Source organism: Roseomonas sp. CCTCC AB2023176 (assembly GCF_042259275.1).
GTDB lineage: Bacteria > Pseudomonadota > Alphaproteobacteria > Acetobacterales > Acetobacteraceae > Roseomonas.
In genome coordinates, this window is the sequence record NZ_CP170086.1 from 2,851,210 (window position 1) to 2,875,316 (window position 24,107).

At 72.2% G+C, this 24,107-nt stretch carries 24 protein-coding genes and 3 pseudogenes; 15 read left to right on the forward strand and 12 right to left on the reverse strand.

The window, feature by feature from the left end; all coding sequences use genetic code 11:
- Positions 1-336 precede the first annotated feature (336 nt).
- Positions 337-1,449 (reverse strand): annotated as a pseudogene (locus ACE7GA_RS14220) (MMPL family transporter); the annotation flags it as partial.
- 168 nt (positions 1,450-1,617) lie between these two features.
- Positions 1,618-2,382 (reverse strand): NTP transferase domain-containing protein, encoded by a 765-nt coding sequence (locus tag ACE7GA_RS14225; protein ID WP_376087486.1) that lies wholly within the window; start codon positions 2,380-2,382, stop codon positions 1,618-1,620.
- Between the two features lie 86 nt (positions 2,383-2,468).
- Here ACE7GA_RS14225 and aepX point away from each other — a divergent pair, with 86 nt between their 5' ends.
- The 4 genes from aepX to ACE7GA_RS14245 all read left to right on the forward strand — a co-directional run bounded on the left by aepX (position 2,469) and on the right by ACE7GA_RS14245 (position 7,343).
- The gene (aepX, locus tag ACE7GA_RS14230; RefSeq protein ID WP_376087488.1) at positions 2,469-4,088 is read left to right on the forward strand and encodes a phosphoenolpyruvate mutase; all 1,620 of its coding nucleotides are present in this window, start codon (positions 2,469-2,471) and stop codon (positions 4,086-4,088) included.
- Between the two features lie 10 nt (positions 4,089-4,098).
- Positions 4,099-5,259: a phosphonopyruvate decarboxylase gene (gene aepY / locus ACE7GA_RS14235; RefSeq protein WP_376087490.1), complete on the forward strand. Its 1,161-nt coding sequence runs from the start codon at positions 4,099-4,101 to the stop codon at positions 5,257-5,259.
- A 654-nt stretch (positions 5,260-5,913) separates the two neighbouring features.
- Positions 5,914-6,243, forward strand: a complete 330-nt coding sequence (locus tag ACE7GA_RS14240) for a lysylphosphatidylglycerol synthase domain-containing protein (RefSeq protein WP_376087492.1) — start codon at positions 5,914-5,916, stop codon at positions 6,241-6,243.
- Positions 6,240-7,343, forward strand: coding sequence for a 2-aminoethylphosphonate--pyruvate transaminase (locus ACE7GA_RS14245; protein ID WP_376087494.1), 1,104 nt, complete (start codon positions 6,240-6,242; stop codon positions 7,341-7,343). Before ACE7GA_RS14240 ends, ACE7GA_RS14245 begins: the two co-directional genes overlap by 4 nt.
- Here ACE7GA_RS14245 and ACE7GA_RS14250 read toward each other — a convergent pair whose 3' ends face one another.
- Both ACE7GA_RS14250 and ACE7GA_RS14255 read right to left on the reverse strand, forming a co-directional pair.
- Entirely contained in the window at positions 7,344-7,940 is a 597-nt protein-coding gene (locus tag ACE7GA_RS14250) for a CDP-alcohol phosphatidyltransferase family protein (protein WP_376087496.1), read from the reverse strand. It abuts the gene before it with no gap.
- A 14-nt stretch (positions 7,941-7,954) separates the two neighbouring features.
- Positions 7,955-8,902 carry a ferritin-like domain-containing protein gene (locus ACE7GA_RS14255; RefSeq protein WP_376087498.1) on the reverse strand — a complete coding sequence of 316 codons (948 nt, stop codon included), beginning with the start codon at positions 8,900-8,902 and terminating at the stop codon, positions 7,955-7,957.
- 176 nt (positions 8,903-9,078) lie between these two features.
- Here ACE7GA_RS14255 and hpnH point away from each other — a divergent pair, with 176 nt between their 5' ends.
- From hpnH to ACE7GA_RS14270, 3 genes are all read left to right on the forward strand, one after another.
- Positions 9,079-10,233: an adenosyl-hopene transferase HpnH gene (gene hpnH, locus ACE7GA_RS14260; RefSeq protein ID WP_376087500.1), complete on the forward strand. Its 1,155-nt coding sequence runs from the start codon at positions 9,079-9,081 to the stop codon at positions 10,231-10,233.
- A 186-nt stretch (positions 10,234-10,419) separates the two neighbouring features.
- The gene (locus tag ACE7GA_RS14265; RefSeq protein WP_376087502.1) at positions 10,420-11,643 is read left to right on the forward strand and encodes a CaiB/BaiF CoA transferase family protein; all 1,224 of its coding nucleotides are present in this window, start codon (positions 10,420-10,422) and stop codon (positions 11,641-11,643) included.
- Positions 11,640-12,587, forward strand: a complete 948-nt coding sequence (locus tag ACE7GA_RS14270; RefSeq protein WP_376087504.1) for a hydroxymethylglutaryl-CoA lyase — start codon at positions 11,640-11,642, stop codon at positions 12,585-12,587. The genes ACE7GA_RS14265 and ACE7GA_RS14270 overlap by 4 nt, the downstream gene beginning before the upstream one ends.
- 18 nt (positions 12,588-12,605) lie before the next feature.
- Here ACE7GA_RS14270 and ACE7GA_RS14275 read toward each other — a convergent pair whose 3' ends face one another.
- From ACE7GA_RS14275 to ACE7GA_RS14285, 3 genes are read right to left on the reverse strand one after another with little or no spacing between them, the layout of a single operon-like run.
- The gene (locus ACE7GA_RS14275) at positions 12,606-13,547 is read right to left on the reverse strand and encodes a glycosyltransferase (RefSeq protein WP_376100281.1); all 942 of its coding nucleotides are present in this window, start codon (positions 13,545-13,547) and stop codon (positions 12,606-12,608) included.
- Positions 13,430-13,906 carry a hypothetical protein gene (locus ACE7GA_RS14280; protein WP_376100575.1) on the reverse strand — a complete coding sequence of 159 codons (477 nt, stop codon included), beginning with the start codon at positions 13,904-13,906 and terminating at the stop codon, positions 13,430-13,432. Before ACE7GA_RS14280 ends, ACE7GA_RS14275 begins: the two co-directional genes overlap by 118 nt.
- 29 nt (positions 13,907-13,935) lie before the next feature.
- Positions 13,936-14,655 (reverse strand): hypothetical protein, encoded by a 720-nt coding sequence (locus ACE7GA_RS14285; protein ID WP_376087506.1) that lies wholly within the window; start codon positions 14,653-14,655, stop codon positions 13,936-13,938.
- 167 nt (positions 14,656-14,822) lie between these two features.
- Between ACE7GA_RS14285 and ACE7GA_RS14290 the strand changes: the two genes are divergently transcribed.
- A complete protein-coding gene (locus ACE7GA_RS14290) occupies positions 14,823-16,157 on the forward strand; it encodes a glycosyltransferase family 4 protein (protein WP_376087508.1) in 1,335 nt (444 codons plus the stop codon).
- Here the strand turns inward: ACE7GA_RS14290 and rsmD are convergent.
- The 3 genes and pseudogenes from rsmD to ACE7GA_RS14305 form a co-directional block, all read right to left on the reverse strand.
- Positions 16,147-16,719 (reverse strand): 16S rRNA (guanine(966)-N(2))-methyltransferase RsmD, encoded by a 573-nt coding sequence (gene rsmD, locus ACE7GA_RS14295; protein ID WP_376087510.1) that lies wholly within the window; start codon positions 16,717-16,719, stop codon positions 16,147-16,149. The genes ACE7GA_RS14290 and rsmD overlap by 11 nt on opposite strands.
- Before the next feature lie 268 nt (positions 16,720-16,987).
- Positions 16,988-17,857 carry a pseudouridine synthase gene (locus ACE7GA_RS14300; protein ID WP_376087512.1) on the reverse strand — a complete coding sequence of 290 codons (870 nt, stop codon included), beginning with the start codon at positions 17,855-17,857 and terminating at the stop codon, positions 16,988-16,990.
- Positions 17,854-18,593 (reverse strand): annotated as a pseudogene (locus ACE7GA_RS14305) (gamma-glutamyl-gamma-aminobutyrate hydrolase family protein). The gene ACE7GA_RS14300 and the pseudogene ACE7GA_RS14305 overlap by 4 nt, the downstream one beginning before the upstream one ends.
- 141 nt (positions 18,594-18,734) lie before the next feature.
- Here ACE7GA_RS14305 and ACE7GA_RS14310 point away from each other — a divergent pair.
- The 4 genes and pseudogenes from ACE7GA_RS14310 (at position 18,735) to ACE7GA_RS14325 (ending at position 21,061) form a co-directional block, all read left to right on the forward strand.
- The gene (locus ACE7GA_RS14310) at positions 18,735-19,094 is read left to right on the forward strand and encodes a SnoaL-like domain-containing protein (RefSeq protein WP_376087514.1); all 360 of its coding nucleotides are present in this window, start codon (positions 18,735-18,737) and stop codon (positions 19,092-19,094) included.
- A 121-nt stretch (positions 19,095-19,215) separates the two neighbouring features.
- Positions 19,216-19,654: pseudogene (locus ACE7GA_RS14315) on the forward strand (nucleoside deaminase).
- Between the two features lie 219 nt (positions 19,655-19,873).
- A complete protein-coding gene (gene tsaB, locus ACE7GA_RS14320) occupies positions 19,874-20,494 on the forward strand; it encodes a tRNA (adenosine(37)-N6)-threonylcarbamoyltransferase complex dimerization subunit type 1 TsaB (RefSeq protein WP_376087516.1) in 621 nt (206 codons plus the stop codon).
- A gap of 237 nt (positions 20,495-20,731) precedes the next feature.
- Complete coding sequence (locus tag ACE7GA_RS14325) at positions 20,732-21,061, forward strand: GNAT family N-acetyltransferase (RefSeq protein WP_376087518.1); 330 nt, start codon at positions 20,732-20,734, stop codon at positions 21,059-21,061.
- A 40-nt stretch (positions 21,062-21,101) separates the two neighbouring features.
- On the opposite strand, the gene ACE7GA_RS14330 is transcribed toward ACE7GA_RS14325, so the two are convergent.
- A complete protein-coding gene (locus tag ACE7GA_RS14330; protein ID WP_376087520.1) occupies positions 21,102-21,365 on the reverse strand; it encodes a sulfurtransferase TusA family protein in 264 nt (87 codons plus the stop codon).
- A gap of 94 nt (positions 21,366-21,459) precedes the next feature.
- Between ACE7GA_RS14330 and ACE7GA_RS14335 the strand changes: the two genes are divergently transcribed.
- The 3 genes from ACE7GA_RS14335 to ACE7GA_RS14345 all read left to right on the forward strand — a co-directional run bounded on the left by ACE7GA_RS14335 (position 21,460) and on the right by ACE7GA_RS14345 (position 23,451).
- Positions 21,460-21,918, forward strand: coding sequence for a MucR family transcriptional regulator (locus tag ACE7GA_RS14335; protein WP_376087522.1), 459 nt, complete (start codon positions 21,460-21,462; stop codon positions 21,916-21,918).
- 292 nt (positions 21,919-22,210) lie between these two features.
- Entirely contained in the window at positions 22,211-22,615 is a 405-nt protein-coding gene (locus ACE7GA_RS14340) for a transcriptional repressor (protein ID WP_376087524.1), read from the forward strand.
- Positions 22,616-22,620: 5 nt separating this feature from the next.
- Positions 22,621-23,451, forward strand: coding sequence for a GNAT family N-acetyltransferase (locus ACE7GA_RS14345; protein WP_376087526.1), 831 nt, complete (start codon positions 22,621-22,623; stop codon positions 23,449-23,451).
- Here ACE7GA_RS14345 and ACE7GA_RS14350 read toward each other — a convergent pair.
- Positions 23,408-24,037 (reverse strand): Lrp/AsnC family transcriptional regulator, encoded by a 630-nt coding sequence (locus ACE7GA_RS14350; protein WP_376087528.1) that lies wholly within the window; start codon positions 24,035-24,037, stop codon positions 23,408-23,410. The two genes, ACE7GA_RS14345 and ACE7GA_RS14350, sit on opposite strands and share 44 nt — an antisense overlap.
- Positions 24,038-24,107: the final 70 nt, after the last annotated feature.

Below are 24,107 nucleotides of genomic sequence, written 5' to 3' on the forward strand. Positions count from 1 at the left end.
GGCGTCCAGGGTATCGGGCGGGGCGAGGACGTTGAGGGTGTAGGGCGTGCGGTCGCGGTCGGCGGCGAGGTCGCGGTAGGTCGCGACGGATTCGGAGGACGCGGCGCGGAGGTTGATCGGGTCGAAGTCGAAGCGCAGCCGGGGGAGTACCGCGGCGCAGGCGAGGGCGGCGAGTGCGGCGGCGGCGAGGACGGCGGCGCGGCGGTGGGTGAGCGCGGCGCCGAGGGGCGCGAGGGCGGTGAAGCCGGCTTCCTCGGTGCCCTCCGGGTGCGGGCGGAACAGGACGACGAGGGCGGGGAACAGCGTTACGGAGAGGGCGAAGGCGACGATCATGCCGAGGCCGGCGATGGCGCCGAGCTCGGCGACGCCGAGGTAGCTTGTGGGCAGGAAGGCGAAGAGGCCGGCGGCGATGGCGGCGGCGGCAAGCGCCAGGGAGCCACCGAGGGCGCGTCCGGCGGCGGTGACGGACTCGGCCGGGGTACCGTGACCCGCCAAGTATCGGACGGCCATCTGGATGTTGAAGTCCACGCCGAGGCCCACGAAGAGCGGGATGAAGGCGACGGAGATGAGGTTGAAGCGGCCCACCGCGAGCAGGCCGAGGCCGGCGGTGATGACGAGGCCAACGACCGTCGCAAGGAGGATCGCGGCGACGACGCGGACGGAGCGGACGGCGAGCCAGAGGACGCCGATGAGGGCCGCGGTGGAGAGCCAGCCGACGAGGCCGATGTTCTCGGAAAGGGAGCCGAATTCCTCGTCGGCTAAGGGGACAGGGCCGGTGAGGCGGATCGTGACGCCGTGCGCGGGGGTGAGGTTGAGGGCGGCGGCGGCTTGGCGGATGGCCGCGGTGCCCGCCGCGCCGGGCTGCAGGGCACGGTAGTCCATCACGGGCTGGACGAGGAGGAAGCGGCGGGTCTCGCGGCGCGTCGCCGGGGTGTCTGAAAGCAGGGCGCGCCAGGAGAGGAAGGCGGGGCGGCCGTCCAGGATCGGGGCGATCGCGTTGGAGAGGGCGCGGAGGACGGGGGAAAGGTCGCCGAGGGCGTTGCCGCCGCCGCCGTCCGCGATGGTGGCCAGGGTGGTCAGGACGCCGCGGAGCGTCGGGTCGGCGGCGAGGGGGCCGAGGAAGGGCTGGGCGCGGATGAGGGCTTCGGTGGTGGATTGGACCTCCCCGAGCGGGAGGAAGAGGAGGCCGTTGCGTCCGAAGAAGGGGCCGCCCTCGGGCAGGCGGGCCGTGCGGATGGGCGGGCCGGCGTCGCGCAGGGCGGCGAGGAGGCGGTCGGCGGCGTCGGAGGCGAGTTCGGGCGTCGCGCCGTCCAGGACGACGACGACGAGGTCCCGGTCCTGCGGGAAGGCGGCGGCGTAGGCAATCTCGCGCTGGCGCCAGGGAAGGTCGGGGGAGATGAGCTCCGCCGTGTCCGTCGTCATCGCGAAGTGGTGGACGGCGTGGAACATCGCGGCGGCGGCGAGCAGGACGCAGATCAGGACGACCGCGACGGGGCGGGCGGCGCTGAAGGCGACGATCCGGCCGATGCGGGGGGAGGGGTGCGACAAGGGGTGGGCGATCCCGGGTAAGGTGGGCCGGGCATAGACCGGGGCGCCTCAGCGGCGCCACCGGGGGTGTCAGGCGGCGCGGCGGCGGTCGATCAGGGGCAGGACTTCGTCGAGGGCGCGGAGGACGTCGGGTTCGAAGTCGATCTCGACCCAGGGGAGGTGGGTGACGTCGACGGCGCGAAAGCGGTGCGGTTCCGCCAGGATGAGGTCGCGGATGGCTTCCTCGTATTCGACGGTCGTGTTGCCGGCGGCGACGTAGGTAGCGCAGCGGTCGGCGAGGGCGGCTGCGGTCGCGGCGGAGAATCTAAAGAAGCCCACGGATTCGCCGTGGCGGTCGCCGGCATCGTCGGGCTTCTTGCGGAAGTCGACGATGCGGTCGCCCCGAAGGCAGATCTTCACGGGCTCTTCGCCCGGTTCGATGTCGCGGTCGAGGAGCAGGATGTTCTCACCGGGCTCCTCCACGAGGGTTGCGATCATGCGAGGGTCGTAGAGCACGTCGCCGTCCATCAGCAGGATCGGTTCGCCGCCGCGCAGCGCGACCGATTGGGCATGGAGGGAGACGAGGCTGCCTTCGCGGAAGCGTTCGTTCGTGACGAAGCTCACGCGATCCGAGACGCCGAGGCGGGCGACTTCGGCGATGATCGCGTCGCGCTTGTAACCCACGGTGATGAGCACGCGAAGGATCCCGTGCTTCGTAAGGGCGTCCAGGTGACGGGCGAGGAGCGTCCGGCCGTCGAAGGGCAGCAGGACCTTCGGCGCGTCGTGGAAGTCCCCGAGGCGGCGGCCGACGCCTGCGGCGAGGATGATCGCGGTCGTCGGGCGTGGAGGCGTCACGGGGATAGGCCTTGGTTGAATGCGGGTGGCATGACGGTAGTGTGACGCCGCCGCGTCAGCAACCGCGGGGCGATGGAGAGACGGGATTGAACCACACGGTCACGACACGCCTGCCGTCCCGCAGCCGGCCGGCGCTGCTGCGAGAGATGATCGCCTCGCCCGACTTGTCCTTCCTGATGGAGGCGCATGACGGGCTGTCGGCGAAGATCGTGGAGGAAGCGGGGTTCCGCGGCATCTGGGCGTCGGGGCTGACGACGTCGGCCGCGCTGGGATTGCGCGACAGCAACGAGGCGTCGTGGACGCAGGTGCTGGACGTGCTGGAATACATGGCGGATGCGACGGCGCTGCCGATCCTGGTGGACGGGGATACGGGGCACGGGAACTTCAACAACGTGCGGCGCTTCGTACGCAAGCTCGGCGAGCGCGGGATCGCGGGAGTGTGCATCGAGGACAAGCTGTTCCCGAAGACCAACTCCTTCCTTGGGGAGGAGCAGCCGCTGGCGGACCTCGATGAGTTCTGCGGGCGGATCAAGGCGGGGAAGGACAGCCAGACGGACGACGACTTCGTGCTGGTGGCGCGGGTCGAGGCGCTGATCTCGGGGCGCGGGATGGAGGAGGCGCTGCGGCGCGCGGAGGCCTATCACGCGGCGGGAGCCGATGCGATCCTGATCCATTCGAAGAAGGCGGTGGCGAACGAGATCTTGGAGTTCACGGCGCGCTGGGGCGGTCGCAGCCCCGTCGTGATCGTGCCGACGATGTACTACGCGACGCCGACCGAGGCGTTCCGGCGCGCGGGCGTGTCCACGATCATCTGGGCGAACCATATCCTGCGGGCGTCGATCGTGGCGATGCGGGAGACGGCGGCGCAGATTCATGAGGATGAATCGCTTGTCCGCGTCGAAGGGAACGTCGCGACGGTGAAGGACATTTTCCGCATCGTCGGCAATGCGGAGCTGGAGGAGGCGGAGCGGCGGTACCTTCCGGCGAAGCCGGCGGCGCGGGCGATCGTGCTGGCAGCGTCGGGCGGGGACCTCGGCGGGCTGACGGCGGATCAGCCCAAGTGCATGGTGGATATCCGGGGGCAGTCGCTGTTGCAGCGGCTGACGGGCACCTTGCGGGAGAGCGGGGTGCGCGACGTGACGGTCGTGCGCGGGTATCGCAAGGAAACCGTGGCGGCGCCTGGTATCCGGACGGTGGACAATGACCGCTTCGCTTCGACGGGCGAGGTCTTCTCCCTCGCCTGCGCGCGGGAGCGGATCGAGGGCGAGACGGTCGTCGCCTATGGGGATGTGCTGTTCCGGCGCTACATCCTCGACAGCCTGCTGACAAGCAGGGCGGACGTTGTGGTGGCAGTGGATACGCTCGGCGGTGCGCGGGGGCGCGACCTCGTTGCGGCGGACCGGCGGTTCTCGGCGGACTACCTGGAGGAGACGCCGCCGCGGCTGCTGCGGGTCGCGGCCGAACTGCCGGTTGAGGAGGTCTGCGGGGCCTGGATGGGGCTGGTGCGGTTTTCGGCACGCGGGGCTGAGTGGTTGCGGGAGGAGATCGCGGCGATCGAGGCAGAGGGGCTGCTGGAGACGGCGGACATGCTTCTGCTGCTGACGCGGATCGCGGCGAAGCACCCGGTCCGGGTGAAGTACTTCACGGGTCACTGGCTTGACGTGAACAACGTGACGGACCTCGCGGAAGCGCGGAACTTCTCGTAAGGGGCCGGGCATGATCATGGCGGATGACTTCATCGGGGAGGCCCGGCGGCTCGGGTTCGATTTCTACACGGGGGTGCCGTGTTCCTTCCTGACGCCGTTGATCAACGGCGTGCTGTCCTCGCCTTCGCTGACCTATGTCGGTGCGGCGAGCGAGGGGGAGGCGGTGGCGATCGCTTCCGGCGCTTGGCTTGCGGGGCGGCGGACCGTGGTGATGTGCCAGAACTCGGGGCTCGGGAATGCGGTGAATCCGCTGACGTCGCTCAATCATCCCTTCCGGATCCCCACGCTGTTCCTGACGACCTGGCGGGGGGAGCCGGGGATCCCGGACGAGCCGCAGCATGAGGTCATGGGGGAGATCACGCATGACCTGATCGGGCTGATGCGGCTGGAGCAGGCGGCATTTCCGGCGGAGGCCGCGGCGCTGCAGCCCGCGCTGTCGCATGCGGCGGAGCGGATGGAGGCGACGGGGTTGCCCTATGCCTTCGTCGTACGGAAAGGGGACGTGGCGGATACGGAACTGGACGTTGCGCCGCGCGCGGTGCCGGGGCCGGGGCGGCGGATGGATCTGGCCGATGGCGGTGCGCGTCCCAGCCGTGTGGCGGCGCTGGAACGCCTGCTGACGATCGTGCCGGACGAGGCGGCGATCATCGCGACGACGGGGAAGTGCGGGCGGGAGTTGTTCACGCTCGCGGACCGGGAACAGCACCTCTACCAGGTCGGGTCCATGGGGGCGGCGAGCGGGATGGGACTGGGCGTCGCGCTGAACGTGGAGCGGCCCGTGGTCGTGCTGGACGGGGACGGCGCGGCGCTGATGAAGATGGGGACCTTCGCGACGATCGGGGCCTATGCGCCGCGGAACCTCGTCCATGTCGTGCTGGACAACGGGGTGCATGATTCGACAGGGGGGCAGCCGACGGTGTCGCCCTCCGTGGATTTCGCCATGGTGGCGCTGGCCTGCGGGTATCGGTTGGGCGTGTCCTGCGCGTCGCTGGACGGGTTCGAGGCGGCGCTCCGGGAGTCGCTCGGGCAGGGGCCGGCGCTGATCCATCTGCGCATCGCGCCGGGGTCGATCGCGAAGTTGGGACGGCCGACGGTAAAGCCGGCGGAGGTCGCGCGGCGGTTCCGGGCGTTTCTCGGCGTGCCCGTCGCAGCGGAGCCGTTGCCGGCGTGATCCTGTCGTCGGGGATCGCGCTGGCGGTCGGGCTCGCGCTGGCCGCCTTTCTCGTCTGGTCGAACGGGCCGGCGGCGATCTTGCGACTGGTGCTCGAGACGGCGCCGTGGATGCCGCTGATCGTCGCGCTGCACGCGGCGCAGGTGGTGGCCTCGGCGGCGGGATGGGGGCCCTTGATCGCGGATCCCGCGCGTCCCGGGCTGGGGCGGCTGTCGTTCATGCGGTGGGCGCGGGTGTCGGTGAACGCGCTCATGCCCGTGGTGCAGGCGATCGGGGAGATCGTGCGGGCGCACCTGCTGGCGCGGGCCGGGGTGGCGAAGGTGCGGGTCATTGCCTCCACGGCGACGGATCTGGGGACGGAGATGGCGTCGCAGGTCGTGTTCTCGCTGATGGGGCTGGCCGTGCTGCTGCTGATCCCGCATGCGGGGGGCGGTGGGGCGGCGGCGCTGGTTCTGCTGGGGATCGCGATCTGCGCGGCGGTGACGGCGTTTTCGTGGGGGCGCAGCGCTTCGGGCTGTTCCGGATCGTCGAGCGGTCGCTGCCGGGGCTGGCGGCACGCGTGGGATGGAATGTCGGCGGGCTGCCGGGGCTGCATGATGCGGTGGTGGACCTGTACCGGGACCGCGGGGCGCTGTGGCGCAGCGGGGGTGGCACATGCTGTCCTGGCTTCTGGGCGTGCTGGAGACCTGGGTGGCGCTGCGCGCGATCGGCGTGCCGGCGACGCTCGGGCAGGCGCTGGTGATCGAGAGCCTGGGGCAGGCGGTGCGGAGCGCGGGCTTCGTGATACCCGGCGCGCTGGGCGTGCAGGAAGGCGGGACGGTGCTGATCTGCGCGATGTTCGGCATCCCGGCGGACCAGGCGATCGCGCTGGTGCTGGTGCGGCGGGTGCGGGATTTGATCTCCGGCGTGCCGGGCCTTGTGGCATGGCGCGTCATGCTGAGGGGCGGCGTTTCGCGCTTGGCGGAGGGGAGGAGCGTTCCATGACCGAGGGGCCGATCCCGTTGACGCCCATTCTTCTCACACCGGGACCGCTGACGACGGCGCCGGAGGTGCGGGGGGCGATGATGCGGGACTGGGGGTCGCGCGACCCGGCCTTCATCGCGCTGACGACGGAGTTGCGGGAGCGGTTGCTGGACGTTGCGAAGGCCGGGGCGGGGTACGCCGCGGTGCCGTTGCAGGGCTCCGGCACCTTCATCGTGGAGGCGGCGATCGCGACGCTGCTGACGCCGGCGGACCGGCTGCTGGTGCTGTGCAACGGGGCCTATGGCGAGAGGATGGTCACCATCGCGCGGCGGATGGGTCGGGCCGTGGAGGCGCTGCGTTGGCCGGAGGATCGGCCGGTGGAGGCGGCGCAGGTCGCGGAGGTGTTGCGGGACGTGCCGGACATCACCCACGTCGCGCTGGTGCATTGCGAGACGACGACGGGGATCCTGAACCCGGTGGAGGATGTGGCGGCGATCTGTGCGGCGGCGGGGCGGCCGCTGATCCTGGATGCGATGAGCAGTTTCGGGGCGCTGCCGCTGGACCTGTCGCGGACGCCGGTCTGCGCGGTGCTGGCGTCGTCCAACAAGTGCCTGGAGGGGGTGCCGGGGATCGGCTTCGCGGTGGCGGAGCGCGCGGCGCTGGAGCGGGTGGCGGGGAACTCGCCGTCGGTGTCGCTGGACCTGCATGCGCAGTGGCAGGGGTTCGAGGGCGACGGGCAGTGGCGCTTCACGCCGCCCGTGCAGGTCGTCGCGGCGTTGGTCGAGGCGCTGCGTCGGCTGGAGGCGGAGGGCGGGCCGGAGGCGCGGCAACGGCGCTATGCCGGGAACCTGGCGACGCTGCTGGCGGCGATGCGGCGGATGGGGTTCGAGCTGTACCTGGACGAAGCGGTGCAGGCGCCGATCATCGCGACCTTCCGGCAGCCACCAGGCTTCGACTTCCGACGGTTCTACGATGCGTTGGCGGAGCGCGGGTTCCTGATCTACCCCGGGAAGTTGACGGGTGCCGAGACGTTCCGGATCGGGGTCATCGGGGCGCTGGTGCCGCGCGATTTCACGCGGCTGCTGGCGGCGATCGAGGAGGTCGTCGCGGTCCGCGCCTGATCAGCCGCGGGCCCGTTCACGGCGGGCCCCCTGCAAGGCCAGGATGATGGCGCCGGCTGGCGTGATGATCGCGGCGGCCCAGAGCATCGGGACGGTGGCGCCGAGCCAGACGAGGATCGGGACGAAGATCAGAAGGTCGTCCGAGTCCACGAGCACGTCCTTTGACAGGCGCCAGCCTTGCAGGCTGCCGAGGTTGAGGACGTTCAGTTGCCAGAAGAGGACCCCGACGCCGAGGCCGGCGAGTGCGCCGAGCACGGGGCCGAGGGTGCCGAGGGCGGGCGTCTGGCCGATGCCGACGCAGATGAAGGCGAGGGCGACGCAGAAGCCGTCGCTCAGCAGGTCGTAGCGGTGGCCCCAGGGGGAGGACTGGCCGGTCTGGCGGGCCAGTTCGCCGTCGCAGCGGTCGAGGAAGTAGGCGAGGAGGAAGATCGCGGCGCCGGCGGCCTGCCAGGTGGGTGAGGGGAGGGCGAAGCAGACCGCGGCGGCGATGCCGTGGATGAGGCGGGCCGTCGTGATCTGGTTCGGCGTCACGCCCGTCGGCGCGATGGCGCGGACGAAGGGGCGGACGACGCGATGGACGATGGTGTCGGCGCTCATGTCAGGCGGGACCGCTAAGCCGGGATGGGCTCGGAGGTGGGCTTCGGCGCCTTCATGAAGCGGCGGGCGAGGCGGACCAGGAAGGGCATCGTCGTCGGGCGCAGCAGGCGGGGATCGTAGCCGGCCATGCGGCGGTCGTTCTCGGCGAGGCAGATGTCCATGAGTTCGGCCGCGCTCATCGAGACGCCGATGGAGTCCGAGGAGGCCGTGAAGTTGGTGTCCTTGCTGTCGCCGCCGAGGCTGCGTGCCAGGACGAGGCGGTCCCAGCCGAGGACGGCCCAGACGGCGATGGTCTTCGCCCAGTAGTAGGGCTTGCGCCACCAGGGCTGGCGGGCGCGTTGCCAGGAGACCCAGTTCTGGAAGAACAGGATGTGGCGGGCTTCTTCCTGGATCACGGGTTCGAAGGTGTCCACCAAGTCGGGCGGGAAGTAGCCGGAACGGCGCGCCGCTTCGAAGAGGCCGAAGGCGAAGAAGCTGTCGATGCATTCGGAATAGCCGGTGCGCATCCAGCCCCATTCGACGTCGCGGAAGCCGGTGTATTCGGGCTCCGGCTCCAGGACGACGCCGTAGGCCTCGACGAGGTTGGAGAGGACCTTCTTGTGGCGGGCCTCCTCGTTGCCGTCCATCACGACGGCTTCGTTGAGGAGCGGGTCGGCGATCGTCGCGGCGAAGTCGAGGACGCGGAGGGCGGCGCGGCCCTCGGTCTGCACGGCGATGTCCCAGATGGGGAGGCCGGTCAGGCGGGCGTGCGCTTCCGCGTCCAGGGGCGGCCAGTCGAGGACGCGCGGCTTGTAGGGGTTGTGGGTCTCCAGGAGCATGCGGGCGAACATGCGCATGTGCTGGTCGGTGCCGACCGTGACGGGGCCGGGGGTCTCGTCGAAGGTCCAGTGGCGGGCGGTGTGGTCGGCGGCCCTTGCGCGGGCGGAGTCGAGCGGGACGGAGTCGTCGTGGAAGGCGGGCATGCGGTGATCCTTAGCCCCGGACGGGCGGGGCCGGGGAGGGGTGGGCTACTCCTTGCGGGGAGGTGGGCGCGGACCCAGGTCCCGTCAGCCCCCTCAAGCCCAAGGTTGCGCCGGTCCGGCCGATCCGGGAAAAGGGGCGCTTCGCCGCAGCGCACTACGACACAGGAGCGACCGCCTTGGGGATTCCGGCCCTTCAGGCCCTGAAGATCGGCGGCTACCTCGTCCGGCAGGAGCTGTCGGGGCGCAAGCGCTACCCGCTCGTCCTGATGCTGGAACCGCTCTTCCGGTGCAACCTCGCCTGTGCGGGGTGCGGTAAGATCGATTATCCCGACCCCATCCTGAACCAGCGCCTGTCCTACGACGAATGCATGGAGGCGATCGACGAGTGCGGGGCGCCGGTCGTGTCCATCGCGGGCGGGGAGCCTCTGCTGCACCGGGACATGCCGCGGATCGTGCGCGGTTACCTGGAGCGCGGGAAGTTCGTGATCCTCTGCACGAACGCCTTGCTGCTCGAGAAGAAGATCGACGACTACACGCCGAACGACGCCTTCACCTGGTCCATCCACCTGGATGGGAACGAGGCGATGCACGACAAGTCGGTGTGCCAGCGCGGCGTGTACGACAAGGCCGTGGCGGCGATCCGGCTGGCGAAGTCGAAGGGCTTCCGCGTTTCGATCAACTGCACGCTGTTCAACGATGCGGATCCGGCGCAGGTCGCGGACTTCTTCGACGAGATGAAGGGGCTGGGCCTCGACGGGATCACGGTGTCGCCGGGCTATGCCTATGAGCGGGCGCCGGACCAGCAGCACTTCCTGAACCGGACGAAGACGAAGGAGTTGTTCCGCGGCATCCTGGCGCGCGGGCGGGGCGGGAAGGCCTGGCCGTTCTCCCAGTCCATCAACTTCCTCAATTTCCTCGCGGGGAACGAAGCCTACAAGTGCACGCCCTGGGGCAACCCGACGCGCACGGTCTTCGGCTGGCAGAAGCCCTGCTACCTGCTGGGCGAGGGCTACGCGAAGACCTTCCGTGAGCTGATGGACGACACGGAGTGGGACAAGTACGGCGTCGGCAACTACGAGAAGTGCGCGGACTGCATGGTCCATTCGGGCTTTGAGGCGTCGGCGGTGAAGGACATGATCCGGCGTCCCGTGCGCGCGGCGATGGTCGCGCTGCGCGGCGTGCGGACGGAGGGGCCGATGGCCGCCGACATTTCGTTGGAGGGGCAGCGGCCCGCGGAGTTCGTGTTCTCCGGGCACGTCGAGAAGCGGTTGGCGGAGATCAAGGCGGCCCCGGCGAAGGCGCGGCCGGAGCCGATGACCGCGGCGGAGTAGGACGAGGCCCATCCTCCCGCGCGGGGGATGGTGGGGCGACCCGATCGTGGCGGCGGGCCGGGCGGGCTTTCGGCCGGCCTCGCCCGCGGCGAGTATCCAGTGCGAGACGGTCGGGGCCGCGGCGGGCATGGCCTCCCCCGCCCGCGGGTTTGCCACCCGCGCCGGGGCACGCCACAAAACGCGACGATGCCGGACACCGCGCCACCGCCGACCAACCCGCGTCTGCCGCTGGCCGGCCTGAAGGTGGTGGAGCTCGGCCACTACATCGCCGCCCCCTTCGCGACGCGCCTGCTCGCGGATCTGGGGGCCGAGGTCGTGAAGGTGGAGCCGCCAGAGGGCGACCCGCACCGCGATTGGGGGGACCGGAAGGACGGCCACGCCGTCTGGTTCTCGGTGCACGGACGGAACAAACTGTCCGTCACGGCCGACCTGAAGTCGGAGGAGGGGAAGGGGCGCGTCCGCGCCCTCTGCCGCCGCGCCGACGCGCTGGTGGAGAACTTCCGGCCTGGCACCCTCGAACGGATCGGGCTGGGGCCGGACGCCCTGCACGCCGACAACCCGCGCCTCGTCATCGCTCGGGTCTCCGGTTACGGGCAGGACGGGCCGTACCGGGACAAGCCGGCCTTCGGGGCGATCGGGGAGGCGATGGGAGGGCTGCGGCACCTCACGGCCAACCCGGGTCAGACGGAACTGCCGCCACCGCGCTGCGGGATTTCCATCTCCGACGACCTGGCGGGGATGTATGCGGCGCTGTCCCTCGTCTCGGCGTGCTGGGGGCGGGACACCGCCGCTCGTAGGGGGGCGCCGGACGGCAAGGGCCGCATCCTCGACCTCGACCTCGTCTCCTCCGTCTTCTCGCTGATGGAGGGGATGCTTCCGGAATACGGGCTGTTCGGGAAAGTGCGGAAGCCCACCGGCGCGGCGCTGCCGACCGCGGCGCCGACCAACACCTACCCCTGCGCGGACGGGAAGTGGCTTGCCGTTGCCGGCAACTCCGACCTCATCTTCCGACGCCTCATGACCCGCATCGGCCGTCCCGACCTCGCCGACGATCCGCGCATGGCGACCAATGCCGGGCGCTGCGCCAACGCGAGCGACCTGGACGAGGCGATCGCCGCATGGACCCGGACCCTGACGGCGAGGGAGGCGCAGGACGCGTTGGAGGCGGTGGATGTCCCGTGCTCCCGTCTCTACGACATCCGGGACTGCGTGGAGGACCCGCACTTCCGGGCCCGTGGCATGGTCCAGCAGGTGGACGACCCGCTGATCGGCCCCATCCTCCATCCTGGCGCGCCCTTCCGGATGGATGGGCTGGAGCCCCGCGACTTCATTCGCTGGACGGGCCCTGCCGTAGGCCAGCACAACGACTACGTGTTCGGCACGTTGCTCGCCGAGGAGGTTCCGCGATGAACGACGCCCTGCCCTCGACCCGCGCGGCCTATGCGCCGCCGCGCCCGGCGGGTTCCGTGACGCTCTCCGACGTCGCGCCGCGCGACGGCCTGCAATCCATCGGGCCCTTCGTGCCGACGGAGACGAAGGTCGCGATCATCCGCGCCCTGTACGATTCGGGCATCCGGCGGATGGAGATCGGTTCCTTCGTCTCGCCCAAGGCCATCCCGCAGATGGCCGACACGGCGGAGGTGCTGCGTGCCGCGCTCGACCTGCCGGGGCTGGAATGCACCGTGCTCGTCCCCAACCGGCGGGGCTATGACATGGCGCTGGCCGCCGGCGCGCACCGGCTCGGCCTCTTCATGTCGGCCACCGAGAGCCACAACCGGTCGAACCTGAACCGCACGCGGGAGGAATCCTTCGCCGACCTTGCGACCATCGTCCGCGACGCCAGCGCGCGCGGGATCGCGCTGCGGTTCAACCTCTCGACCGTCTTCCACTGCCCCTTCGAGGGCGTGGTGCCGGAGGAGGACGCGATGGACTGGATCGAGCGCATCATGGCCCTCGACCCCGCGATGGAGATCGCGCTGGCCGATACCACGGGCAACGCGTCCCCCGACCAGGTGGCCCGGCTGTTCGACCGGGTGCACCGGTCCTGGGGCCTGCGCTTCGCCTTCCACGGGCACGATACCTACGGGATGGGCGTCGCCAACGTGTACGCGGCCTACCGTGCGGGGGTGCGCATCTTCGACAGCGCGGCGGGCGGCCTCGGCGGCTGCCCGTTCGCGCCGGGCGCGACGGGAAACGTGGCGACGGAGGACGTGGTCTGGCTGTTCCGCCGGATGGGGGTGGAGACCGGCGTGAACTGGGCCGGGCTCCTCAAGGCCGCCGACATCGCGGCGACGGTCCAGGGCGGCACGCCGGGCGGACGCCTCCGCGGCGTGCCGGCCGCGCGGGCGGCGTAAGGCCGGGCCCCAGGCGCGTCAGGCGGGTTCGGCAGGCCAGAGGAAGCGGGCTTCCAGCAGGGTGACGCGGTCTTCCGCGCTTTGCGCCCGGAGGACGGCCACGCCGGCGACGAGGGCGTAGCGGGTCTCGAAAGCGAGGCGGAGGAGGGGGGCGCCGGCTGCGATCTCCAGGGCCACCAGGGCCTGGGGCGCCGGGTCGAGGCAGGCGGAGACTGTCGGGGCGCCGTCGCGGAACAGGAACACGCGGGTGGCCTCGTGTCGGGCGAGCGTGACGTGGAGGCGCAGGGTGCCTGCCTCGGCGACGGGGAGGCGGAGGGTGGCGCCGGGGCCGGCGGGGAGGCCTGCGTCCGTCGTGGGGCCCCAGGCGGTGCCCGGTTCCCTGAGGAGCAGGGCGCGCAGCCCGTCGGGGTCCGGGACGGTTCGGGCGGGGCGCAGCAGCGAGACGGGACAGGCGAGGGAGAGCGGGTCGGGATCGCGCGGCTCCGGGGCGGGGCCGGCGGCGGCGCCGAGGAGGTCCGCGGCGACCTCGGCCCAGGGTCGCAGGCCGCCACCGGGCGGGATGCGGGACTCCGCTTCGCGGCGGGCGTCGGGGTCGAGGAGGGATTCGACCGCGGCGGCGAGGGAGGCGGCGTCGCCGGCGGCGAAGGTCCGGGCGGCGGTCCCGCCGCTCTCGAGCAGCGCGGAGGCGGCGGGCGTGACCGGGACCTTTCGGTGCGCGAGGGATTCCGAAACGGGAAGGCCCCAGCCTTCCTGCGCCGAGGGATAGAGGGTGAAGAGGCAGGACCGGTAGAGGCGACCGAGCATCGCGTCGTCGGCGTCGTGGAGGAGGGTGACGCGTGCCTTCAGGTCGGGGTCGGCCTCGAGGAGGGAGAGGGCGGCCGCGTCGCCGTCCGCGCGGCGGCCGGCGCAGACCAGGCGGGGGTGGCGTCGGGCCCCCGGCGGTCGAGGAGGAGGCGCCAGGCTCGGAAGGCGAGGACGTGGTTCTTGCGCGGTTCCAGGCTCGCGACGAGGAGGACGAAGGGTTCCTCCGGGACCGGGCCGTCGCCGTCGGCCGGCAGGTCGGTCCGGCCGTTCACCGGGACGACGGAGACGGGCGGGAAGGGAATGCCTGGCAGGTGCTTCGCGGCGAGCGCGCGGGCGTCGGCGGCGGTGGCTTCCGACACCGCGACGATCGCGTCGGCGAGGGCGGGCAGGGCTTCGAACCAGCGGGAGAAGGCGGCGGCCTGGGGATTCGCGGGTTCCGTGACCGGGCCGCAATCGTGCAGCACGGGGACGTGCCGCAGGCCGCCTGCCCGCGCGGCCATCAGGGCGCTTGGCATCGAGGGAAAGGACCACGCGGTGCCGGGGTTCAGAAGCAGGCTTCCGGGGTCGAAGCGGAGTTCGGGGGCGCGGGCGAGCCAGTCGCGGAGGAAGGTCCAGGCCTCCCGCCAGCCTTGATCCGCGCCTGGCGCACCGGCTTGGCGGGCGAGGTGCCGGAGGCGCAGGAAGGCGGCCGTCGGGAGGGCGCGCCAGCCCGCAGCGGGCTCCAGGTGAAGGTCGGCGTCGTCGGCGCGGCGGGGCGCGAGCATCGCGCAGGCGGTGGCGGCGCCCGGGGGAGGGCGGCGAGGACCTCCCATTGCACGCGCTGGATGCCGGTCGGGATGCGGCGGCGGCCGTGCCAGGCGAGGAGGTCGGAGAGGTCGAGGGCCGTGCCGCTGACCCGGCGGGGCGGGGTCGCGCGGACGGCGAGGGCGAGCCATTCGCGCCACGGGTTCGCGGCGCCCGGGTCGAGGGCGACCGCGCGGGCATAGGCCTCCATCGCCGCGTGATGGCGACCCGCGAGTTTCAGGGCGTGGCCGATCTGGAGGGGGATGTCGGGGTCGGCCGGGGAGAGCGCTTCGGCACGGCGGTAGGCGGCGAGGGCGGCCCCGGGGTCGCCCGCCTCCTTCACGGCGTGGCCGTGCTGGACGTGGATGCCGGCGTCGTCGGGGCGGAGGGTGAGGTAGAGTTCGTAGGCCTTCGCGGCCTCGGCCCAGCGGCGGGCGTCGCGGGCAGCATCGCCCGCGTCGCGGTAGATCTCCGCGTCCATCGTCGTTCCTTCGGCCCGACGGGGATCGCATGCGGGCGAGGCGGGGGCAACCGGGGCTGGTGGACGCCGCGGGCAGGCCGGGTTCCCGCGACCGGGACGTCCTTCCTTCGGGCTGTCGAGCCGCGCGGGACGGTTCCCGATCCGCGCCGCTCGCGTAAAAGGGAGCGATGGCACCCCGCGTGATGATCGACGGCTTCAACCTCGCTCTGGAGCAGGGGACGGGGGTGAGCACCTATGCCCGCAACCTGTCCTACCGCCTCGGCGCGCTGGGGGCGGAGGTGGAGGTGCTGTACGGGCGGCGGGTGCTGGCGACCTGGTCGCCGCTGATGCGGGAGGTCGCGTTCTTCGACGACCAGCCGGTCGGGCGGCGCGGGCCGTTCCAGGCGACGCGGGCGACGCTGCGGATGCTGATGGCGGGATTCGGGCAGCGGCCGGTGGAGATTCCCGTCTCCGGCGCCGTGGTGACCGACACCTACGCGGCGCAGCTGCCGTACTTCGACCGGCTCTGGAACTCGGAGGAACTGTTCAACCGGGCCCACAACCGGTTCAGGATGTTCAAGACGCAGGTGCCCGTGCGGATGGCCTCGCCGCCGGCGCTGATGCACTGGACCTATCCGCTGTCGCTGAACGTGCCGGGCGCGCGGAACATCTACACGCTGCATGACCTGGTGCCGCTGCGGCTGCCCTTCACGACGCTAGACCAGAAGCGACGCTACTTCCGGCTGTGCCGGACGATCGTGCAGAGCGCAGACCACATCGTGACGGTTAGCGAGGCGTCGCGGGCCGACATCATCAACCTGCTGGGCTGCCCGCCGGAGAAGGTGACGAACACCTACCAGTCCGTCGAGATCCCGCCGCGTCTCGCGAACAAGCCGATGGATGCGGTGCGGGACGAGCTGATGGGGGCCTTCGGGTTGCCGCTCGGCGGGTATCACCTGTTCTTCGGGGCGGTGGAACCGAAGAAGAACCTGGCGCGGCTGATCGAGGCATACCTCGCGTCCGAGGTCGAGACGCCGCTCGTGATCGTCGGCAAGGACGCCTGGAAGTCGGAAGACGAGCTGCGGCTGCTGGGTGCGGACCACCTCAAGGTGTTCATGCCGCGCAAGGGCGGCTACGTGCGGGAGCGGCGGGTGATGCGGCACCGCTACGCGCCGTTCCGGTTGCTGGTCTCGCTTATCCGTGGGGCGAAGGCGGTGTTCTTTCCCTCGCTGTACGAAGGGTTCGGGCTCCCGGCGCTGGAGGCGATGAGCCTCGGGACGCCGGTGATGACGTCGAACACGTCGTCACTGCCGGAGGTGGTCGGCGAGGCGGCGGTGAAGGTCGACCCCTACGACGTGCGGGCGATGGTCGAGGGCATCCGGGCGCTGGACCGCGACGCGGAACTGCGGGCGCACCTGTCGGAGGCCGGGCGCGCGCGTGCCGCGACCTACAGTGCCGAGGCCTATGAGCGCCGGCTGAGTGACCTGTACGCGCGCCTGGGCGTGGCGCTGCCTAACGGCTGACGCCGGGCCCGGCGCGGAGGACAAGGATGCGGGCCGCGCCGTGGGTGCGGTCTGCGAGGGTGGTCCAGTCGAGCAGCGCCGGTGGTGCTTCGTCGCGACCGATCTCCAGGCAGGCGATGGCGTCCGGCGCGATCCAGCCGGCGTCGCGCAGGGCGCCGAGCGTACGAGGGCCGAGGTCCTGCCCGTAGGGCGGGTCGAGGAACAGCAGGTCGCACGGCGTATCGGCGCGCGGCGGGCGCGTGGCGTCGGCCGGGAGGATCCGGGTGCGGTCGGCGACGCGCAGCGACGCGACGTTCGCGCGCAGGGCGGCGAGCGCGTCGCGCGCGTTCTCGACGAAGACTGCGCGCGCCGCGCCGCGCGACAGCGCTTCCAGGCCGAGCGCACCGGTGCCGGCGAAGACGTCCAGGACCGACGCGCCCTCCACCGCCGCCCGCCCCGCCCAGGGCGCATGCATCAACGAGTCGAACAACGCCTGCCGCACCCGATCCGCCGTCGGCCGCGTCACGGCCCCGCCCGGCGCGACGATCGCCCGGCCGCGGAAGGCGCCGGCGACGATCCTCATCGGGGGTGTTGCGCGGGGCCGCCTTGGAGGGCGGGCGCTGCCCTCCCTCCAAACCTCCCTCCCACCAGGAGGCTCGCCTCCTGGACCTCGATCTGTTGAAGGGATGCCCTTGCTTGGAGGGTGGCTCGCACACGCGCTTGCGCCGTGTGCGAGCCACCCTCCAAGCAAGGGCGTTCAATGGACGGGGGGCCACGGGACGAGTCCCCTGGCGGATGGAGGTCCGGAGGAAAGCAGCGCCTTCCTCCGGGGCCGCCCAGCACCACCCCGATCAGGCCCGTCGTCCCGCCGCGTTCCGTGCCCGGGGCGGTCGTGCGCGGGGGGGTGCGTCGTCGGGCGGGAGGGGTTGGCGTTCGGTGCCGCGCTGGATGCGGGGCGGGGCGGCGAGGCCGAGTTGTTCGCGCATGGTGCGGGCGTTGATTTCCTCGACGGCCCCGGAGGGGAGCGCGCCGAGCTGGAAGGGGCCGTAGGCCACGCGGATGAGGCGGGTGACCGAGAGGTTCAGCGCGGTCATGACGCGGCGGATCTCGCGGTTCTTGCCTTCCTGAAGGGAGACGGTGAGCCAGGCATTCGTGCCCTTGCGGGAGTCGAGGCCGGCCTGGATGGGGCCGTAGGCGATGCCGTCCACGGTGATGCCGCGGGACAGGTAGGCGAGGCGCGCTTCGTCCACGGTGCCGTGGACGCGCACCCTGTAGCGGCGGAGCCATCCGTTCGAGGGCAGTTCGAGTTTGCGCGCGAGGGTGCCGTCGTTGGTCAACAGCAGCAGGCCTTCGCTCGTCAGGTCCAGGCGGCCGATGGAGACGAGGCGCGGCAGGCCGTCGGGGAGCGCGTCGAAGACGGTGGGGCGGCCCTGCGGGTCCTTGTGCGTCGTCACGAGGCCGTCGGGCTTGTGGTAGCGGAAGAGGCGCGTGTGTTCCGGCGCGCCGACGAGGGCGTTGCGCACGCGGACCTGGTCGCCGGGGGCGACGAAGGTGGCGGGGGTTTCGACGGTGCGGCCGTTGAGGGTGACGAGGCGGTCCTCGACGAGGCGTTCGGCGTCGCGGCGGGAGGCGATTCCGGCGCGTGCCAGGAACTTCGCGATGCGTTCGCCGCGCTCGGGCGCTGGCGCGGCGTCGTCCGGGTCGGCGTCGGTGTCGCTCACGCGGCGCGCTTCAGGCGGGCGTCGCGCGCGGCGGCGACGAAGGCGTCGAGGATGGACTGGTCCCGCGGGTCCACCTTGTATTCGGGGTGCCACTGCACGCCGAGGCAGAAGCGGTAGGACGGGTGCTCCAGGCCCTCGATGACGCCGTCGGGCGCGCGGGCGTTGACGATGGCGCCGGTGCCGGCCGTCGCGACGGCCTGGTGGTGGGAGGAGTTGACGGCCATGCGCGTCGTGCCGGCGACGCGGTGGAGCAGCGTGCCCGGCACGATCGCGACCTCGTGGCCCGGTTCGGTGCGGGGGTTGGGCTGTTCGTGCGGCAGGGCGTCGGGGACGCTGTCCGGGACGTGCTGGATGAGCGTGCCGCCGAGGGCGACGGCCAGCAGCTGTTCCCCCCGCCGCAGATGCCGAGGACGGGGAGGTCGCGCGCGAGGGCGCCGCGGAGGATCGCGATCTCGAAGGCGGTGCGGCCCTCCTTCAGCGTCGTCGTCTCGTGGCGGGCGCCGCCGCCGTAGAGGGCGGGGTCCACGTCGAAGGCCCCGCCGGTGACGATCAGGCCGTCGAGCGTGTCGAGGTAGGCGTCGGCGAGGTCGGGGTGGTGGGGGAGCGCGACGGGCAGGCCGCCGGCTTCCGCGACGGCGGCGAAGTAGTTCTGGCGGAGGGCGTACCAGGGGAGCTTGGAGTAGCCGCCGGGTTGCTCGGCATCCAGGGTCAGGCCGATGAGGGGGCGTGCGGGCATGGCGTCGGGTTAGGGCGTCTGGGGGTGCGGGGGCAAGCGATCACCGCGAAATCGGGGTGCCGCGCGCCTGACCGGGAAGCGTCACTTGTGCAACAGGGCGAGTTCTGGTTTCGTTCGCGCAATCGAGAAGGGGATCGCTCCATGACCGTGCAGGACATCGCGCAGCAGTTCGTCGCACTCTGCCAGGCCGGGAAGTTCGACGAGGCCGGCGACCGCTTCTGGTCCGACGACATCGTCAGCGTCGAGCCGATGGGCGACGCGGCGGTGATGCGCGGTCGCGCGGCCGTCGAGGGCAAGCGGCAGTGGTGGTATGAGAACCACGAGGTGCATGGCGGGGAGACGCATGGTCCCTACGTCAACGGCGACCAGTTCGCGGTGCGCTTCCACCTCGACGTCACGACGAAGGCGAGCGGGCAGCGGATGCAGATGGAGGAGGTCGGTCTCTACACGGTGCGGGACGGCCGGATCGTGGAGGAGCGCTTCCTGTATCGCCAGGGCTGATGGTCGGGGCGGCGAGGCGGCGGGACCTGTGCCGGCGGGTGATGCCGAGCGTTGCTGATGGGGCGACGGTGCAGGCTGTGCCGCGCCGTTCGCGTCCCGGCTACATGACCGCCCGTCGCGCGTGACGCCGATCGAGATCGCGCTGGAGGAGGCGCGTACCGCAGGCGCGCGCGGGGAGGTGCCCGTGGGCGCCGTCGTGACCGACGCCGCGGGGCAGGTGCTCGCGTGCGCGGGGAACGAGGTGGAGGCGCGAGGCGAGCCCTCGGCGCATGCGGAGATGCTGGCGTTGCAGGCGGCGGCGCGGGCCACGGGGCACAAATGGCTCGCGGGCGCGACGCTGTGGGTGACGCTGGAGCCCTGTCCGATGTGCGCGCAGGCCGCTTCGCTGTTCCGCGTGCGTCGCGTGGTCTTCGGGGCCTACGACCCGAAGGGCGGGGGGTGGAGCACGGGGCGCGGGTCTTCGCCGCATCGTCTTGCCACCACGCGCCGGAGGTCGTCGGCGGCGTGCGGGAGGGGAGGCGGCGGCGCTGCTGCGGGAGTTCTTCGCGTCGCGGCGGTGAGCTGCGCAGGGGTTTTGCGGCGGTGAGCCGCGCTGGGGTTTCGCGGCGGTGAGCCGCGCTGGGGTCCTGCGGCGGCGATCGGCGCCGGAATGTCGCGGCGGTGCGCCGCGGCGGAGCCTTCCGGTGGTGCGTCGCGCTGGGGTCTGACGGCGCTGCGCCGCGGCTGGGCCTGGCGCCGGAGAGTTCCGGGCGGTTCGCAGATGGCGTAACGGGCGGCGCATGGTGATCCTCGGCTTGGATGCGGCGCTGGCGAGGGCCTCGGCGGCCCTGTGGCGGGACGGGGCGGTGGTGACGGAGCGACGGCGGGACGCGCAGCGGGGACAGCCGGCGGTGCTGCCGGCGCTGGCGGCGGAGGTGCTGGAGGCCGCCGGGCATCCCGTCCCCGACGTGGTGGCGGTGGCGATCGGTCCGGGCGGCTTCACGGGGCTGCGGGCGGCGATCGCCTTGGCAGAGGGCTTCGCCCTGGGCTGGGGCGTGCCGCTGCTGGGGGTGACGACGGGCGAGGCGCTGGCCGCCGCGCTGACGGAAGCGGAGCTGGAGGGGCGAGAGGCCTGGTCCGTCACCACGGCGGGGCGCGGCGGCCTCGTGCTGGAACGCCCGGGGGAAGCGCCTGTGCTGGTCGAGGAGGCCCGGCTGCCGATGCCGGCGGGGCCGGTCGTGCTGGTCGGGGATGCGGCGCCGGTCGCGGCGGCGCGGCTGCTGGCCCGGGGGCGAGGGCGCGGCTGTCCGGCGCGCGGATGCCGTTGGCGGGTTTCGTGGCGGCTGCGGCTGCCGGGCGGCGCGCGGCGGGGTTGCCGGACCGCCTGGCGGCGCCGGTCTATGCGGAACCGCTCTACGTGAAGCCGGCGGCTTGACGATCGCCGTGGACGGACAGAGCGGCTCGGACGCAGCGGGGGCGACGCCGCTGGCCCGGACGCCGCCGAGGGCGAGGCCGGGCGTCCGAACCTGTCCGAGGGTGGCACCCACGGCCTGAGGCGCGTCGGGGCCTCCGATGCCGCGACACTGGCCGGCCTTCATGCCTGCGCCTTCCCGCCCGGCGAGCGTTGGGACCGCCACGCGATCGCCGCGATGCTGGGCATGCCCGGTGCGTTCGGGTGGGTGGAGGAGGGCGGCTTCGTATTGGCGCGGGCGGTCGCGGGGGAGGCGGAGGTCCTGACGATCGCCGTCCTTCCGGAGCGCCGGCGCGCCGGGCTGGGATGGTCGCTGCTGGTCGCCGCGGTGGCGGAGGCCGGACGGCGCGGGGCCGCTGCGCTTTTCCTGGAAGTGTCGGAGGCCAACGCCGCGGCGCGGGCGCTCTACGCGCGGGCCGGGGCAGTGGAGGTCGGGCGACGGCGACGGTACTACGTCGACGGGACGGACGCGCTGGTGCTGCGGATCGTCCCGGACGGGAGGGCGGGGGCCGATTGACGGGACCGGGGAGGACGGCCGCCGCGACGCTGCCCGTTCCTCAGGCTTTCCGGATCCAAAGGCGGGTGAGGCCACCTGGGCCGTCGTCCTGGCGCAGCACGGCGTGGCCCTGTTCGGCGGCGGTGCGGGGGATGTTGCGCCGGGGTTCCTCACCGCGGCAGAGCACCAGCAGGACCTCCCCCACCGCCATGCGGTCCAGCATCAGGCGCGTTCGCACGAAGGTCATGGGGCAAGTCTCGGCGGTGATGTCGAGGTCGCGATGGGCGAACGGTTCGATGCCGGCGAGGGTGATTTCTTCGGTCATGCTTCAAGTCTGGGGATCGGGGCACTATACAGGAGTCGAATCGTGAAGCTTGCAAGTCGTGCTGCTGGACGCAGCGCCTCGGGGGAAGAAGGCCATGAGTGATGCGATGACGAAGGACGGCCAGGCGGGTGCGGTGCTCGGGCTGACGGCGCAGATCGTCGCGGCGCATGTCTCGAACAACCCCGTGCCGCTGGCCGAATTGTCGTCCCTGATCGAGAACGTGCACCGGACCCTGTCGGGGCTGGGCCGCCCGGTCGAGACGCCGCCGCCGGCGCGGCCGGAACCCGCGGTGCCCGTGAAGAAGAGCGTCACGCCCGAGTACCTCGTCTGCCTTGAGGACGGGAAGAAGCTGAAAATGCTGAAGCGGCACCTCAAGACGGCCTACAACATGACGCCGGAACAGTATCGGGAGCGCTGGGGCCTGCCGCCGGACTACCCGATGGTCGCGCCGAAATACGCCGAACACCGCTCGTCGCTCGCGAAGAAGATCGGGCTCGGGACGCAGCCGCGGGCCCGGCGGGGGCGCGGGGCGAAGGACGCCGCGAAGGGCTGAGGCCCGTCCGGGCGGGTCGCCCAACCACGGCTCGGGCGGCGCGGCCCGCGGGCCCTTCCGGTGGACGCGTCGGGGCCCGGCGTTTGGCGTGGCACAGCGGCGGGCGTATCTTGCGCCGCGGCCGAGGTTCGAAGGCCCGATCCCGCGCGGCGGCCGCCCCGGCCCGCGCCGGCCGGGCCCAGCGGAGCAGCATGGACCATTCCCCGACCACCCTCGCCCCGGCGGGCGCCCCCGGGGGGAGCGCAAGGATCCCACGCGGATCGAGCGTCTCTGCGTCGAGCGCGGGCTGAAGATGACGGGGCAGCGGCGCCTGATCGCGCGCGTGCTGAGCGAGGCCGAGGATCATCCGGACGTGGAGGAGCTGTACCGGCGCGCCGTGGCGCTGGACGCCCGCGTCTCCATTGCCACGGTGTACCGGACGGTGCGTCTGCTGGAGGAGAAGGGGATCCTGGAGCGCCGCGACTTCGGCGGCGGGCGGTCCCGCTACGACCCCGCGGACCGCGGGCACCATCATCACCTGATCGACGTCGAGACGGGCAGCGTCATCGAGTTCGAGGACGAGGAGCACGAGCGGCTCGTGCGCGCGATCGCCGCCCGCTACGGCTACACGCTGGTGCAGCAGCGGCTCGAACTCTTCGGGCGGCGCGTGGCGGAGGCGCCGGCGGCGAAGCGGACGAAGGCCGGCGCGAAGGAATGACGCGGATGGACGGGGCCGGCCTGCATGGTTTGGCGGAGGCCGGCTTCGACGAGATCCGCGTCGGGAAGCTCGGCGTCCGGCTGGCCGAGAGCGCGGCGGAGCTCGACGCGTCACAGGCGCTGCGCTGGCAGGTCTTCTACGAGGAGATGGGGGCGGTGCCCGATGCCGCGACGGCCTCACGGCGGCGGGATGCCGACGCGTACGACCCTGTCGCGGATCACCTGCTGGTGCTGGACCACGACCGCGGCGAGGGGGCTTCGGCGGTCGTCGGGACATACCGGCTGATCCGGCGGCCCGCGGCGGAGAAGGTGGGCGCGTTCTATTCGGCGTCGGAATACGACCTGTCGCCGATCGTACGGAATGGTGGGGTGCTACTGGAACTCGGGCGGTCCTGCGTGCACGCGGCCTATCGGTCCCGGGGCACGCTGCAACTGCTGTGGCAGGGCATCGCGGCCTATGTCTTCCGGCACCGGATCGAGCTGATGTTCGGCTGCGCGTCGCTGCACGGGACGGATCCGGACGCGCTGGCGGTGCCGCTCTCCTACCTCCGCGCGCATCACTTGGCGCCGGAGCCGCTGCGGGCGCGGGCGCTGCCGAACCTCTACGTGGACATGGACCGGCTGCCGGCCGGGGCCTACGACCCCAAGCGGGCGCTGGCCGGGCTGCCGCCGCTGGTGAAGGGCTACCTGCGGCTCGGTGGCTTCGTCGGGGACGGGGCGGTGGTGGACCGGCAGTTCAACACGACGGATGTCTGCATCGTCGTGAAGACGGACCTCGTCACCAGGAAGTACCTCAAGCACTACGAGCGGAAGGTCGGCGGGGCGGGCGAGGAATAGGCGGTCGCCGGCACCTCGTCGCGGCGGGGCCGGGACGGGGGCGCGCGGCGCCGGGCGGGAGGGGGACCTCCTCGGTGTTCCGTCCGTCCAGGCGCGTGGCGGCGGAGGTGCCGCGTTCCAGGTGGGTCCGCAGCGCGACGTAACTGCGGGTGCCGCGGACGCCGGGGACGGCGAAGATGTGCGCCAGCAGGTCCTCCAGCGCCGCCGGGCTCGCGGTGCGCACCTTCAGGATGAGGCAGGCGTCGCCGGTGACGGCGTGGATTTCCTCGACCTCCGGCAATTCCCCGATGCGCATCATGGCGGGGGTCTTGCCCCATCCGTCCGTGTCCACGTGGATGAAGGCGCAAAGGGGTTTTCCGACGGCCTCCGGGTCCAGCACGGCGACGGTGCGACGGATCGCGCCGGATTCGCGCAGGCGGCGGACCCGTTCGTGGACCGCAGGGGGCGAGAGGTGCACGCGCCGTCCCAGCTCGGCGTAGGAAAGGGTCGCGTCCTCGGCCAGCAGGCCTAACAGCCTTCGGTCCGTCGCGTCGGGCGGGGTGTCGTCCCGGGGGCGGCGGCGAATGCGCTTCGTTTCTTCGTCCATGGGCCGCCCTATCGCTTCGAAGCGAAGGTTGTTCGGTGCCAGAAGGCTTGCGCCGAACAGGATCAGGCGA